Raw genomic sequence first — 14,646 nt, 5'->3', positions numbered from 1 at the left:
CAGAGCGCTAAACCTGCTGAGCCTGAAAGATACGCCCCATTAACTAGACCAAATTGATCGCAGTCAGGCTGTAGGCTTTTGCTGCTGATGCTCACGCCAGGCAAAAAAAGGTATTGGACTACGAGAAAGGTGCGGGCAAGTGCGCGCAAGGGAGTTGAAACTTGTGACGGCCGGGCACCCGAGTGCCCGGTTTTGAAGCAAACCTGCCTTGTCAGCGGACACGGCGCTCGGTGAACTGGTAGTCGTCTTGGCAATCGCTGGTGGGGTCCGATGCCACACTCACATAGTGAACGGTGTCTGCGTCCAGCAGCTTATAGGTGTACACATCCGGCGAGCGCACGCCATCTGTGCGCAGCTCATTCTTACCATTGGCCGCCGCCCACGAACCCTGCTCGGTCTGTATCACCTGCGTCTGCTGCGCATCGCGGTAGAAGGTAATAATGAAACGACCGTCAGGCTTGAGGGTATTGGTCCACGACAGGAACTGGCATTTACCGGTCTCGGTGCGCAAGCCTTTCCAAGTGCCAACCAGCGCGGGGTCGTTGGCCGACTGATGGGTGGAGCACGCGCCGAGAGCGGCGGTGAGGAGGACGAGGGACAGGGAGAGAGTCCGTTTCATATGGGGCTTCCTTTGGTTTGGACAAGATTGCCGAGATAGACCCTCCGGCATTAAGAGAAGAATCCTACCCTTGCTGGTCGAAAAAAGGGGCGACTGTGAGAAAAGCTTGGGTTTTGCAAAAATAGTCAGAATTCAGGGGTTTACAGAACCTTTCCAATCGCTATAATCGTCGCCCTAACACGCCGGTATAGCTCAGTTGGTAGAGCAACTGACTTGTAATCAGTAGGTCCCGGGTTCGACTCCTGGTGCCGGCACCATTAAAAAACAAGGGCTTGCAGCGATGCAGGCCCTTGTTGCTTCTGCCAGACGTACAAATACACGTACAATCGGCGCTCCCTCCTTCCAGCAGTTTTCTCACCAAACTTACCTAAGCGCCAGTTCGATGTCAGAGCACCCAACAAAGTTTGGGTCACCTACATCACCTACATCCGAACACATGAAGGCTGGATGTATGTGGCCGTTGCGCTCGATCTGTTTTCACGCCAACTCGTTGGTTGGTCAATGAAGTCGCATGGCCAGCGACTTGGCCATTGATGTACTGCTGATGGCCGTGTGGAGGCGTAAGCCGAAGCAGAAGGAGGGTTCACTCTGATCAGGGCAGCCAGCACAGCAGCTCTGTTTGGCGCAGCTTTTTAAAGGCCAAAACCCTGGTCGCCAGCATGAGCCGTCGAGGTAACTGCCACGACAATGTCGTAGCTGAGAGTTTTTTCCAGCTGCTGAAGTGTCAAAGAATCAAGAGAAAAATCCACACCCCTCGGCAAGATCCTCGTGGGGATGTATTCGATTGCATCGAGATAATTTTTACAACCCAAAGCGACATCATGGTTTCAACAATCAGCTGTCATCGATAGAGTTTTGAAAAGCGCTACACAGTGAGCTTGGAGAGAGCCTAGAAAACCCGGGGCGATTCAAAGCTTATACTACGAGCTCTATAAAAACCTGATTGCGTCCATTTCTTTTTGCACTGTATAAATTTTTGTCAGCAAGCGCGAGCCAACTATCCACGTCAACAATACTAGGATCCCAAGGCATAACTCCCGCGCTTAGGGTCGCATTAGATGCCGGAAAAGCCCTCTCTACCTCGGCCTCAAATATTTCACTAACCTCAACCATTCTCGCAACTGACTCTTTAGCCGAAATATTCTTGAGAAATATGCAAAACTCGCACCCACCAAATCTGCATATACAATCTACGCCTCTAAGCTTTGACCTAAAAGTATCTGCCAAAATGCAGAGTGCTTTATCGCCAGCATTATGGCCATATGCATCATTTATAAACTTAAAACGATCAATATCAACCATTACAAGAATAGCTGACTCCATTAATTTTGGCCGACTCATATGTCCCGAGACCAGCTCACACCAATATCGACGGTTAAGTAAACCCGTTAAAGAATCAGTACAACTTAACTGCCTCAACAACACCTTACTACTCTTTAATTCAGCGGCCAAATTATAAAAAGATAGCCCTAGCACAATCGGGTATATACCCACCAAAGGAAGACACAGTAAAACCTCAGACACAGTACTAATATCAAACTTATAATCCACGTCAGAAAACAAAAATACCACAGCAAAACCTAGGCTTTGGAAACCTAGGCTTTTAAATAAAAATTTCGGACCTCCAACATCCACGCTATTCATAGCTACCATTGAAAATATTACAACTGAAGGAAGTGGCCTCACGTGCATAACCGCGATCCAAAAACCACAAAACAGAGAATCCGCTAGAAGGTTTATCTTCTCCATTTTAAATGGATTACTCGAATTGCGAGATAAGCAAAAAGCGACATGAGCCCATATAAAACTATTGAGAGTAAGGAGCATACACTCTACCAATGACATTCCCCCGTAAGCTGTAACCGCGATAATAAACCCGCATAACAATGTACCTAAAACTCTAGGGAAGTATATTCTTCGCGCAAAGAGTACTCCTTCTTTCACATCTACCGATTTCACAGCCCCACCCCAAACCAATATGCACTAATTAAAATTTATACTTTTTTTAGCTTGAGCCTGACACATGCCAGCGCACCCAAAACCATAAATTTGACGCCAAATTATCGTTACACATATTAAACTTAGGCGCTTATCCATACACTGACAAAACCTAACATTCATCGACCATTCTCGGAACCCCCCCTTATAATTACACGCGGCTGAATCCTCGGATCCGCAGTTAGGTAAAAAGGGTGACCCTCAATTATAAAAAGCAGCTATCAAATCGATTAGAAAAAATCAACACCAAAAAACAATTAAAAACTTAACTATACAGGTATTTAACAAATTGTATCTGGACACAGCAAAGCTCGCCACCGTCACAGCAAGAAAAGTCAACTATTGGATATTAAAAAAAAAGATAAAATACTAGTAAGCTCTTGCAACAAGATTGTCATTTCTCTTACTAGAACAGAGAGGGACGTGATTGTTATAATTTCAAATTGCTCAGGACAGCCCGTAAAAAACGAAACGATAATAGAACGCATTCACAAGGACCCTGACAATTATAAGGGCCTTTGCATGTGCATGAGCAGACTGCAGGCAAAATTTAAAAAATCTTCATATGGAGATAAACTTTTCCGCTCAGTAAGAAATAGAGGTTATTACCTGACACAATATATTCATGTAGAAACCTGATAGCCCATCAATCAAGCCCTAAGAAAATAAATACACGAAACTGACGGAAACCGAGGTAATTCCAACCTACCAGGGATGGTTCGATAAACGACTGACGGCAGATATAATCATTACACCTGCAATGTTCTCGTACATTATTAGTTATAGCTTATAAATTAATTTTTCCTTAACTTCGAAATTTTTCTAGCGTAATCCTGACAGGCACGCAGGGCAATCAATCCCTGGTCACCGGCGTCGGTGATGCCGAAAATTCGTTGAGCATGCGCTGGGTCAAGTTGGGCTCGACGGGCTGCATGAACCACGCCGACGGTGGCGGGGGTGGCGGACACGTTGCAGCCAATGGCTGGGTCCTTGGGGTCGAGAAGGACTGACAGCCGCACATCAGCAGTAGCAAGCCGGTCACGCAAAAGAGCCTGTTTACGGTTGGCATCGGACAGTTCTCGGGTGTGCTGTTGATCGGAGATGGCAAGTTGTTGCTCTGTGGTCAGGCGCTTGTCTTGTTCGGTCCGCTGCTGGCGGAGTGCGGCCTGAGTCAGATTGTTTAGATCGTCAGCCTGCAGCGCCGCCTGGCTTGCGAGCTTTCCAGCGTAACGCCACGCTTGCACCTGCCAGGCCGCGCCGAACGCAATGATCATCGCGATCAGCAAGACTGCTAGTTTCTGTGGTGTGGTCAGCATTACTAATCCTCCCAATGGGGTAGATCGACGGTCTGCCCCGCCAGATGGTGAGTGCAGTCCTCAAGAAACTGAATGCGCCCACCAGGCACGAACGAATGGCAAACCCTCGGACCGTCCGACCAGTCGTATCGGACCAGAATGCTTGGCGGGAACGTCGGCGCGTCCAAGTTCCCCATTCCACCCCCAACGTTGACCAATCCCTGCGCTGTGCGAAATACCATGGGCGATGCCGCAGACAGGGCACGGAAAATACAGACGGTCCTCCTCGGCTTGGGCAAGGTCGCGGGACCCCTTCCGTAATGCCGTCATGACAGCGCCCCACCCGCCAAGCGGTACTGCTGAATCAGATCGTCAAGCCGGTGTTCTCGCTGGCCATACCCTGCACCAGGCAGGCTTGCCCAGATATTCCGGCACTTTGCGATAGCGGACTCAACTTGGCCTGCATGTACGTCCGATAGTGCGCGGCATTCGCGGATGTGCTGCAGAGCCAGCAGGTCCTGACTGATCGGACTGAAGTCAGGCAGGGCCAGTAGCGTTCGGTAGTACGGCCAGTCCCTCAACATTTGCTGGTAACGGCCCGAGGCATTCGAGGTCAGACCCTTGCTGTTGATGACTTTCGACGGACGCCCTTTTGCGAAAGGATGATCACTGAAGTCCTTGAAGATCTCGGGTTTCCTGTCGACTCCGGTGACAATGACATCGTAGCCATACAATACCGTGACCGGCGATCTACTGGTTCCCTCAGACCAAGCGAGCATATCGAGAAAGGCGAGTGCGTTACTGCTGCCCGCCTGAGCAACTAAGAGCTGTGACATTTTCCTAACTCCAAAAATCGCAACGCGATTAGTTTCAGGTAAGTTATACAAACTGCAATGCAGAAATTTACATCTTCCAACTACTCAATCTAGAACTTAAAAACATAAAGTTATTATTTGTCAAACTCTGCATCGCAGCTATTTGATATCATCCACTGAAAAATTTAGCATCAACATGAAGGACAGTTGGATGACCACTAACCCCGTAGAAAAACCGGAAAAAAAAGGTTGGTTGTGGGCGTATCGAAAGGTGAGAGGTTTTGGATTTTCTAGAACTACAGCTTTTTACAGGGCCACACGCTATACCGTCTTCGGAGATTCTGGAAGAATTGAATCTAAGGTAGGGTGGGAAAAGTATCGTCTCAAAAAATGATAATCTTTCTACTAGTTATGTATGGTCCATTGCCACGGAAGGCAATATCTAGCTAATTATTTAACCACTCTATAGCCACACACGAAAACTAAAAACATAGAGTATTTATTTACCACTGATCAATTAATATTCACACCTTAAACTTAGTTAGTGATTATTAATAAATTTACCCATCAAAACACCAAGAACGTCAGCCCCCAGTTGATTTGGATGAAGGTTGTCTGTCGTGTACAGCGACAGGTTGTAACTGTTGATACCGCAGTGACCGCCCACGTCAAAACACGGAACGCCCACTTCCCGACACACATCCATCATGGCCTTGCCAATACTTTGGATGCTCAAGCCATAACTGTTCAATGCCGGCGGCGCCGGCTCAGAGCCAAATTGACCCCGGTTCGTCGGCGTGAAAAAAAACAGCTGAACCGTAGGCTTGATGGTCAGGATCTTATCGATCAAATAGCGAACGTTGCCGTGAATGGAGATCGTTTCCTTCGGATCGGTCAGGGTGCCCAATGGACAGTTGCCGTGGCCGTAGTCATTCGTACCGCCCCAGGTGGTCACCACATCAATCCCGTCCAAATCACCGGCCGCCAAGTTATCCGCCATCGTACGCAACAGCTGGCCGCTGACTCCCAGATTTTTAGTTTGCTGCAGCCCGGTAACGTCACACAACTTCGCCGCGTACAAATTCAGCTGAGTGAACGAGTCCCCTAATGCGCACCATTTCTTCCCCCAGAACGGTGGGAGCATATTGGTCACACGTGTTAGCGATAACGAAGAATGATAGGGCTCATACCTGATAGGCAAGTCGGCGCCCTTGGTAAACATGATCTTATCCGGTGAAGCACTGTTGGAGGAAATACGTATATAAGCGGCATCTGCAGGCGCGGTCAGGCTGTTCAAGTTCACTATTCCGGCCAAGAAACGCTTGTCGGCGTCATACCATGCACCTGTCACACCTTGCGTACTGAACTGCGGCTGGGGCATGACGTTGATGGTTGATGACTTTGTTGTTGATCGGTAAGTCGCACCGTCATTAGCAACGGGAATAAAACCGGTCGCCCACCAGCCTTCAACGTTGACCTCCAAGCCATTTGTCGAACTTATATTTTTCCCGATTATCCGTGCTCTGTAATCAAACAAATTAGAGGGTGTATCGATAAAAGAGGCATGTCGCTCAGTCACATAATCCAGTTGAGGTGACAACCCGGCGACTATGGCAGACCCCGTTTCAACAAGCGTTTTCGATAACAGGTCTTTACCAATGTACAGCCCCGCCTCGCTGCTATTACCGTTCATCTCCAGCCGGTATGGAACGTACTGACCAGGAAGCGCATCTGCAGCAACGATTGCCGTGATGGGACCTGCCCAGTTAAAGCTTACCCGCAGGTATGCAGCTCCAGCCGGAGCACTCACGCTGTTGGCACCTCCAGCGCCAGAAATAAACGCTTTAGCGGCGGTATAAAAGGCATAAGCCATATTCGCTGCTGCAGGGACAGCAGCAAGAGAGAACTTATACGTTGCGCCAGCTGCCACTGGGATGTACTCGCTACGATACCAAGACCCACCCGGCGCCGTATCTCCCCCAGTTGTCGTATTAAAGGATCCTCCCGCAACCTGCGTGGCGTTGTTGTAAAGGTTTTTACCGACCTGGATGCTGAGTGACTTCACCGGAGGCTCGATACTTGCCACTCGGGATGTCACACCACTCACGGCTGCTGCGCTTGGGTAGCGCTTGACCTCAATCGCAACCCCGGAACTGTTCTGATACAGAATCAAATATTCATTGTTATCAGCGGTTGGCACACTGAAGTATTTCCCCGACACCGTACCTGCTAAACCGAGCGCCGTAGTCGCATAGATTCCTGCAGATAGCTGGGCTTGACTACTTGCAATTTCAGCCCGATCTGCAGCCTCAACCACCACATTTAAAATATCCTCGGGATCCGTCGTTACGATGTCCTTCAGCAGAGGCGCAACATACCCTCCGTAACCAATCGATACGTCAATCCTTCGTTCTTTTGCATAAAAAAACACCCGTGCGCTCGCATCCGCATGAGTCGGATTGGCAAGTGGGACAGTCGCCTCTGCGTCGCTAAACAACGCCGTAAGAATTGAGGTACCACTGCTGTAGACGTGAACGGTGGCTCCAGGCAGCAATACGCCGTCCTCAGCCCTTGCGGCAAAGAATTGAATAGGTTGCATGATGAGTCTCTATCAGGTGTTGAAGGTGATCGCCGGGGCGAAGTTGAGTTGACTGCGCACACTGCTCCAGGTGTCGTACGCTGCAGCGCAGAGGTAATACGTGGTATTAGCTGTCAGTCCCGTGACCTGCCCGGTGCGCGATATGCCTTGATAGCCGACTGCTCCTGCTGTTGCCGGATCAAAGTCCTCCTCTGTCGAATACACAAACACATAGCCCGCTGTGTCTGCAGCTGCACTGGCCGCGCAACTGACATCCGCGGTGGTGGTGCCAGTGACCGTGGCGGCGGTTCCCGTAACGGGCGCCGGCGCCGTATTGGTGACCAACAACGACACCAACTGTGCCTGGCCTGCAGCGTTGCGCTCGATGACCTCCACCCGATAGCTGCGAATGAGCGCACCATCCACCAACGCATCTTCACGTTGGTACGTGAATGCCGTACTGGTGGTCGCCACCTCTCGCAGGAGAGCATTGCTGCCCGCGTGACGAACACGTACCAAGCGATCCTCTGCACGAGCTCCGGCCACCCAGCTCACGGTGAAGTACGGCGCCTCGAAGGCGCCGACCAGAGCGAGGTTTTGCGCAGTATCAGGCGCTACCCGGGCGGGTGATAACGTGACGCTGTAGGCCGTGACATCCGCCAGATCCTCAAGCGCTCGGCCGAACACGTTAAATGAGCGGAACTTGACCCAGACAGTTTTGCCGACTTGGTCGGACGTGTAGCTGTATTTCCAGACCGCATCATCCAACCGCACAAACGGCGAGCCGATCGAGTGACTGGAGATGGCCGTGCTCAGACGCCCGCGTCTCAGATAGCTCAGCTCATACCCTCCGACTCCGGTGAGCACCGCGTCACGGTAACTCAGCAATTCACCAGCAACCCAACACAGCGTGGCGCCACTATCTGCCTCAGCGGTAGTGGCGGCTGCCAACTCGGTCGCCGCTGCCAACTGAATGGACAAGGTGTTGACCGTATCGGGGTCGCTTCCGGACGCGAGCGCTGCGGTCAACTGCCCAATGCGCGACCTGCCGTAAATCGTCTCCGCTAACCGATAGCTGTCACCATCAGCGCTGATCCAGATCTCGCAACCGCCCCAGGCTTCACCCGCACCGGCAACACCTCCCCAGATCTGCAACGTACCGGCGGGCAGCAGGCTTTCGGGTGGGTTGAACATGATGGGCGGAAGGACGGGGCCTGACGCAACGTTTTGATTGCCCTGATAACCGCTCTTGCTCTGCACGGGATAATTGGGCGCGCTGCCGACGCCCAGCAACGCATCCTCGGCCACGATCGCCAACTTACCCATTTCGTCCTCCTCGACCGAAATCAACCGGACCAGGCGCTGATGCAGGTTCAAGCCTGGATCAGTGATCGTCACCAGGTCCATGGGCTCTAGGAGCACATGCTGCCAGCCGAGGGAGAATTCATATTCGTTGCGCACGTACAGCTTGCGCTGCACCAACAACTGCGCCGCATGGGCGCCGATGGCGATATTGCAGATCTCGTACGCTTTGATGGTGTCCATCGGTTTGGAACCAAATTGCTCAATCGCAGCCTGGTCAGGCGCGCGCACCACGTCCGTGTTGTACTCGTGATCGCGATCAAGGATCTCCAGCGACACCTCGTTGTAGCTGTCGGCCTGGCTCTTGATCTTGAGCGAGACCGGAGGCCCACCCTCCTCTGAGAGAAAATCGTCATCGGTCAGATCCGCCACTGGCGTGATGTTCGGAAACCACGTCACACCGTTGCCGGTGACAGCCTGGTCGCCGTAGGGGATCACCTTGAGTTGACCGGCAGACCACACCAGCTCGCTGTTGGTCAGCTGCAACCAGCGCGCGATGGCCTCATTCGCTGGCGCCTGCTCGTCGAGCACTGGACTCAAGAGTAAGTTTTCCGCCAAGCAATAGTTGCGGTAGTTCGACATATCCGCAACCCATGCCGGGGTAAAACCGATTCCGTCCAAAGGATCGAGCAAAAGCCCGGGCAGGAAATCGCCCGGATTGGCATCCGGCAGGCCCGGCACTTGATAACGACCGTCCACCTCAAAAGTATGATTCTGTACGCCTGCGTTATCGTTGAGCAGATACCTGCTGGAAAACACGTAGGCCGTGTCAGCGTAGGCGATCGCTTCAGCTGGGTGGCGAGTCTGAAGAAAGCCCCACACGGCCTGGTCATGAGTGCCATTGGCGTAGTTCAAGCCAATCTGCGCCAGTGAGGAAAACACTTCCTTGTCGCGAAAGACTCGGTGTATCGCCCCCAGCGGCCCTCGCCCGACAGCCAAAATGATGGCCGCATAGTAGGTGTAGGTCGTGTCCTTCTGGGTAGCCCCCCCACCGCCTTTACCCCCCGATTTTTTCGTCGTGGTTTTTGCGACTGCTTCAAAGTCGCTGTAGTAAATGAGATTAGGGCTGATGCGATTACGGCCGGCGATCCAGGCGATCGGCTTGCCACTGGCACTGCTCTGGATCTGCAACGCGTTGATACGTGTCGCACTGTTGGAAATGGTACTACTGCTGCCCCCCATCACTGACTCCATATCCGTTAAGTGTGTAATAACGCACGGTGTGGCTGGAAAGCCGCTCTTCGCGCATATCCGCAAACTCGACGCCGATGTCTCGATAGGCGTGAATGATGCAGTGCTCATCGACCACCACTGCGCCGTGGCTGAAGGTCCGGCCGAACTTCCAGACCGCCACATCGCCACGTTGCGGGACGTCGATCTGCCGGCCGTACAGCTCCAGCCAGCCCAGATACCGCTCCTCACTGCGATGCAGGTGCCAGTCTTGGGCGTACGCCCCAGGATCGATCCAGGGAATCAACCCGGCGGCGTGATACACCTCAATCAGCAACCAGGCGCAATCGACACCAACGCCGAGCAGGTGCTGCCGGTGCTGGTAGGGCGTGCGCAACCAACGCTCGGCCTGCGCGACCACAGCATCTCGCTGCAGTACTTCGAACGCGCTCATACGGAGGTCTCCGCGACGGGAATGAACGGCATACCCCGGTACCGCGCTCGATTGCCAAATTTGTTGGTGCAAGCATCCAGCGTCCGTGGGCAACCCGGGTAAATCAAAAATTGATCACCCGCCACTGGCACACCTGGCAGTCCCAGGATCATCGTCACGGCGCCATCTGCCGTGAATCGGCGTACGGTTCTTGTCACACCTGCGTTGGCACCGTTCACAAAACGAATCACGCCTTGATCGAACCAGCCCTGAGTGGCCGGCACATTGGAGTTCACACGTAGAGCCGTGCTGCCGCCCTGGACCACACCCACGGTTTCAAATAGGGCACGGTTCACCCCGCAATCGGCGCTGTATACCGTGCGCAGGCACGAGGGCTGATAGACACCCCGGGGCACCTTGGTATCCAGCAGCTCGATCGGCGACTTCACTGTCACCGTCGCCTGCTCGCGGTCGGCAGGATCCACCTCGGCGACACGCCCGATAAAACGTGTGACCGTGCCCACCACGGGCGACCGCCAGTCCGCCATAAACGCTCGGACAAGGTTCAAGGTGGCCCCGTCAAAACCGCCACCGGCAATGAATGGCAACAAGGGCTCGCCGAACACGGTGTCGTCCATGCCGGCGGTAAAGGTCACGCTCAACGTGTCGACCTCAATCCCGCGCACCGCCCGGACACCGGTGCGCTTGATCAGGGGGCCGCTGGCCGAGTAGTTCTGTCCGGAATAGAAGATCTGCAAACCCGCATCGGTGTAACGCAGCACCTGGCCGCTGGCCAGGGCAATCGTGTACAGATCCGCCATGACAAAACTGCGCGCCGTAGCCAGAAAGGCTTTCAATTCAGGTGTGGCATCGATCATGGTTTGATACTCGTGAACGCGATGTTTTTGAGTTCCCAGATCGTGCGATAGGGTTGAGCCCCGTCGAGCGAATCGGCCTCGAAAGCACAGCGAAAGTAGAACGCCCCGCTCCACACCAACGCAGCGTTAATGGGAGGCGCCACCGCAAAGGTGATAAGCCCCAACTCATCCACGCTGTAGGCAGAAATGGAAACGCCTCCGACGGTCACAGCATCCACATTGACGACGCCATACACCGGCTCCACCCAGTGACCGATCTCCCGGGAAAGCTGAAATGTTCGCGTGGTGCCGTCCCCGGTGCCGAAGCGCTGAAGCGTTACCAGATGATCGCTACGGTCAAAGAACAGGAACTCGCCAAATTGCCCTTTGCGCTGATTAAAGAACTCAATCAGCCTCGACCACTCATCTAAACCTGGGCGCTTGCGCACGGCGTTGTAGCTCAGTTGGAAAGACCACAGCGGCGCGGGGTAGTACGCCGTTGTGCGGCGTCGACCACTGGCAGCTTTCTGCACACCGGTACTCCACTCAGGCGCCTTTTTTGACAGCAGGGTTTGCCCGGGCAGACGCGGTAGCACACCTTCAACCGCCGCGCCCATATCGGGGTAATTGGCGATCCAGCGCGCCGGCCAAAAAGGTCCTAACGACATCTCGCCCCCTAAGTTTTGATAGCGCCGTTGCGCCGCATTTTTTGCATTTCCTCGGCCAGCACTCGGGCACCACGCCGAATATCAGCAGGTGACATTCGCCCACTGTTGTCGTGGTAGTGATAGCTGTTGCCAGTGCCTCCCAACTGCCCTTCCCCATTGGCTGCCTGGCGAATGACATTGGCGTATTGCTTGGGCAGCACCATTTCCTGCTCGTGGAGTTGCGTCATGGGATTGGTACCAGCGGGGATGTCGTAGCCGCCCTCGGCCGAGGCGACGTTTTTCACCAGGCCAAATACGAATGCGCCGGCAGCCACTGCAGCCGCCGCACCGAGGATCGGACCAATGATTGGAATGGCGGACATGGCTGCAAAGGCACCGGCCATGGCTTGCCAAGCGCTGGCGATGATGTTTTTGATTGTGGCTGCACCCCAGATCGCTACGGACATAGCTGCACCGCCCGCCTCTGCTGCCGTTCGAACGCCAACTCCGACTACCGTCGCACCGGTTTTAGCCGTCTCTCCAAAAATCCAGGCCATCAATGGCTTCGTGACCATGTTTTCAACGAATGCGGTCCCGATGCTGGTGAAGATCCCTCGCAGCAGGCCCTGGGTGCTCATGGTGCCGCTCAAGATCCCGCTCAACCCGCTCGACCAACTAGTACGCAAACTGTCGACCATGCCCGTCCAGTTGCTTTGCGACTCGAAGGTTTGCTGCCTGCCGATCACCGCCATGCTGTTTCGGTGGGTTTGCTCCAGCGCCAGGATCTGCTGCTGGACCTGCTGCAGGGCGACCGGGTTACGGTCAGGATCCTGCTCCAGCAGCGCTTTACGCTCGGCCAATGCCTGAGCTTCGATCGCATACCGTTGCTTTTCGAACTCGGCTTGGGCCTGCAGCAATTGGCCTTGGGTGATCAGGTTGGCCTGCAGATCCAGCTGGGCCATCTGTTCGGCATGGGCAACATCGGTAAGCCGCGCCTGCTGATCAGCGGCCAGCTGTTGCTGTTTCATGTTGGTGATTTGCTGCTTTTTTTCGCGCTCTACAGCAACCACCTCAGCCGCAGCCTTGCGGTATTCCTGGCTGTCCTGGCCATAGAGTTGCCGGCTGCGCTCTAATGTCTGCTGAGCGATCTGCAGGCGCGCGTCCATATTGTTGCGATACTGCTGTGCCTGGGCCTGCAGATCGGCAAAGGCCTGGCCTTCGTCCCGCCGGCGCAAAGCATTCAATGACGCCAGGTAATTGCGCTGAACACTCAAGCGTTCGGCCGCGCTCAAATCCGTGCGCTTGAGAATGCCCTGCCAATATTTCATTTCCTGCTGTTCGGAGAACTGCAGAAACGTGCCCTGCTCGGCCTGCTGCTGGGCGTGAGCGACCTTCTGCGCGTCCAATGCTTCCGCCCACTCACTGACCCGTGATTTGGTATTCGCCGGTGCGCTTACCGGGTCATCCGCTTTTTTGGGAGGCGTCGTGGAATCAACCACTTTTTTCCGATGCTCGACAGCTGCAGCGTATGCCTGCTCGAGCTTGGTCAACTTGGCGACTTCAACGCCGTAAGCGGTCGGACTTGTCCTGCCCTGCTGTGGTGCTTTGGTCAGGGCGGTATCACCCGTAGCCGCCATCTGCGCCACTTTGCGCCGCTGCTCTTCGATGCGAGCGGAACGGGAGCGCATACCCGCGTCCACTTCTTCTAGCTTGTTGGACACCAACTGCATGTTTTCCAGCAGCAGGCGCTCCTCGGCCAGTGTGGCTTCAAGCGGTGCCTTACTGCCTCCAGCACGTGGACCTGCCGTAAAATTCGCCAGCACTTGTTCATAGCGGGCGACATTGGCAGCGACCTCATCAACGGTCACCCCAACACCCGTCATGCTTTTCAGAAGGTTATTGAACCAGCTGGCAGTCTCAGACAGCCGCTTGTTCAGGCTGATGAAGACAGGCTCAAGAATGGTGCCAATGGTGACCTGCAGCTGGTTGCTTTTGGAGTCGAGCTCGGCCTGGCTGCCGATCAACCCATCTGCCGCCTTGGCAGCATTACCGACCTGCGCCTCGGTCTCTTTCATGATGCCGTTGTATTCGGCCGTAATCTTTTGCGAATCCGATAACTTGTCGCGACTAGTGCCGATGCTCTTGGCGTACTCGTCCCACATTTTGGCGACGTTCTTCGTGACACCGGCGTTATCCACCAGCACCGAGTTTTCGTTTTTCAAGCCCTCGGTGGCCGACACCACAGCCTCCGACATGCTGAGATTGGCTTGCCGATTGAACGCCGCTGCGTCTTTCAGGCGGTTGATCACCGCCACCGCCTGGTCGACGTTGTAGCCACGGCTGAGCAGATTTTGCAGGGCCTTGGCCGCGTCACCAACGCTGAGCAAGCCGTCGGAGGCGAGCTTGTTGGCCTCATCCATGGCCCGGCCAATACCGACGCCGGCATGATTGGCCACCGCTTCGAGTCCACGATAAGCAGCCTCCTGTTGGATCGCCGCGTCCTTGCTATCGCTAACGATTTGACCCAGCTTGAAAGCGCCAAGACCAAACACACCCGCAATGCCAGCCGCCACACCACCGAGGCCCGAACGCATAATGGTACTGACGCCGGAGAAAGCCTCATTCACCGCCGGACCAAAACGAGCGAGCCGGGTTTGGCTGCCCACCATCTCGGTGTTGATTGCCCTCAGCTCGCGACCAAACGTCGCACGGGCATCACGCATATTGCGCTCTATACTTTCAACTGCGCGATCAAAACCTTGAGTGCCGGCTGTGAATTGATAAGTAATATTCCTGTCCATACCGCTACCTCATTCAAACACCGAGACCTAAAGAAACGCGAAACAAAACCAAATAATAAGCGCTCTCAAAA

Annotated in this window: 11 protein-coding genes, 1 tRNA gene and 1 pseudogene; 3 read left to right on the top strand and 10 right to left on the bottom strand. The window is 54.0% G+C overall.

The features are described from left to right. Positions 1-211: 211 nt before the first annotated feature. On the bottom strand, positions 212-619 hold the full coding sequence (locus ACI512_RS04820; RefSeq protein WP_236383762.1) for a hypothetical protein: 408 nt from the start codon (positions 617-619) through the stop codon (positions 212-214). Between the two features lie 181 nt (positions 620-800). On the opposite strand from ACI512_RS04820, the gene ACI512_RS04815 reads away from it, so the two are divergent. Both ACI512_RS04815 and ACI512_RS04810 read left to right on the top strand, forming a co-directional pair. Then, positions 801-876 (top strand) — tRNA-Thr (locus ACI512_RS04815). Positions 877-973: 97 nt separating this feature from the next. Next, positions 974-1,478, top strand: a pseudogene (locus ACI512_RS04810) (IS3 family transposase); the annotation flags it as partial. A 56-nt stretch (positions 1,479-1,534) separates the two neighbouring features. Here ACI512_RS04810 and ACI512_RS04805 read toward each other — a convergent pair. Continuing rightward, positions 1,535-2,578, bottom strand: coding sequence for a diguanylate cyclase (locus ACI512_RS04805; RefSeq protein WP_405121678.1), 1,044 nt, complete (start codon positions 2,576-2,578; stop codon positions 1,535-1,537). A gap of 381 nt (positions 2,579-2,959) precedes the next feature. Between ACI512_RS04805 and ACI512_RS04800 the strand changes: the two genes are divergently transcribed. Then, positions 2,960-3,256: a winged helix-turn-helix domain-containing protein gene (locus tag ACI512_RS04800; protein WP_405121677.1), complete on the top strand. Its 297-nt coding sequence runs from the start codon at positions 2,960-2,962 to the stop codon at positions 3,254-3,256. Between the two features lie 155 nt (positions 3,257-3,411). Here ACI512_RS04800 and ACI512_RS04795 read toward each other — a convergent pair whose 3' ends face one another. The 8 genes from ACI512_RS04795 to ACI512_RS04760 form a co-directional block, all read right to left on the bottom strand. Then, complete coding sequence (locus tag ACI512_RS04795) at positions 3,412-3,930, bottom strand: lysis system i-spanin subunit Rz (protein WP_405121880.1); 519 nt, start codon at positions 3,928-3,930, stop codon at positions 3,412-3,414. A gap of 308 nt (positions 3,931-4,238) precedes the next feature. Further along, positions 4,239-4,748, bottom strand: a complete 510-nt coding sequence (locus ACI512_RS04790) for a glycoside hydrolase family 104 protein (protein WP_405121676.1) — start codon at positions 4,746-4,748, stop codon at positions 4,239-4,241. 520 nt (positions 4,749-5,268) lie between these two features. Continuing rightward, positions 5,269-7,326 (bottom strand): SGNH/GDSL hydrolase family protein, encoded by a 2,058-nt coding sequence (locus ACI512_RS04785; RefSeq protein WP_405121675.1) that lies wholly within the window; start codon positions 7,324-7,326, stop codon positions 5,269-5,271. Positions 7,327-7,338: 12 nt separating this feature from the next. Continuing rightward, positions 7,339-9,849, bottom strand: a complete 2,511-nt coding sequence (locus ACI512_RS04780) for a phage tail protein (protein WP_405121674.1) — start codon at positions 9,847-9,849, stop codon at positions 7,339-7,341. Then, a complete protein-coding gene (locus ACI512_RS04775; RefSeq protein ID WP_405121673.1) occupies positions 9,833-10,291 on the bottom strand; it encodes a hypothetical protein in 459 nt (152 codons plus the stop codon). Before ACI512_RS04775 ends, ACI512_RS04780 begins: the two co-directional genes overlap by 17 nt. Beyond that, complete coding sequence (locus ACI512_RS04770; RefSeq protein WP_405121671.1) at positions 10,288-11,148, bottom strand: DUF2163 domain-containing protein; 861 nt, start codon at positions 11,146-11,148, stop codon at positions 10,288-10,290. Before ACI512_RS04770 ends, ACI512_RS04775 begins: the two co-directional genes overlap by 4 nt. Next, a complete protein-coding gene (locus ACI512_RS04765; protein ID WP_083221317.1) occupies positions 11,145-11,795 on the bottom strand; it encodes a DUF2460 domain-containing protein in 651 nt (216 codons plus the stop codon). Before ACI512_RS04765 ends, ACI512_RS04770 begins: the two co-directional genes overlap by 4 nt. 8 nt (positions 11,796-11,803) lie before the next feature. Next, on the bottom strand, positions 11,804-14,575 hold the full coding sequence (locus ACI512_RS04760) for a hypothetical protein (RefSeq protein WP_405121670.1): 2,772 nt from the start codon (positions 14,573-14,575) through the stop codon (positions 11,804-11,806). Between the last annotated feature and the right edge of the window lie 71 nt (positions 14,576-14,646).

Origin of the sequence: Pseudomonas petroselini (genome assembly GCF_045037875.1) — a bacterium.
In the GTDB taxonomy this organism is placed as follows: Bacteria; Pseudomonadota; Gammaproteobacteria; order Pseudomonadales; family Pseudomonadaceae; genus Aquipseudomonas; species Aquipseudomonas petroselini.
Note: the sequence above shows the minus strand (reverse complement) of the source record. Positions and strands in the feature narration are given on the sequence as shown.

Coding starts and splice junctions, on each gene's coding strand:
- ACI512_RS04820 (WP_236383762.1), bottom strand. CDS start 619: ATGAAACGGACTCTCTCCCTGTCCCTCGTCCTCCTCACCGCCGCTCTC.
- ACI512_RS04790 (WP_405121676.1), bottom strand. CDS start 4,748: ATGTCACAGCTCTTAGTTGCTCAGGCGGGCAGCAGTAACGCACTCGCC.
- ACI512_RS04785 (WP_405121675.1), bottom strand. CDS start 7,326: ATGCAACCTATTCAATTCTTTGCCGCAAGGGCTGAGGACGGCGTATTG.
- ACI512_RS04780 (WP_405121674.1), bottom strand. CDS start 9,849: ATGGGGGGCAGCAGTAGTACCATTTCCAACAGTGCGACACGTATCAAC.
- ACI512_RS04775 (WP_405121673.1), bottom strand. CDS start 10,291: ATGAGCGCGTTCGAAGTACTGCAGCGAGATGCTGTGGTCGCGCAGGCC.
- ACI512_RS04770 (WP_405121671.1), bottom strand. CDS start 11,148: ATGATCGATGCCACACCTGAATTGAAAGCCTTTCTGGCTACGGCGCGC.
- ACI512_RS04765 (WP_083221317.1), bottom strand. CDS start 11,795: ATGTCGTTAGGACCTTTTTGGCCGGCGCGCTGGATCGCCAATTACCCC.
- ACI512_RS04760 (WP_405121670.1), bottom strand. CDS start 14,575: ATGGACAGGAATATTACTTATCAATTCACAGCCGGCACTCAAGGTTTT.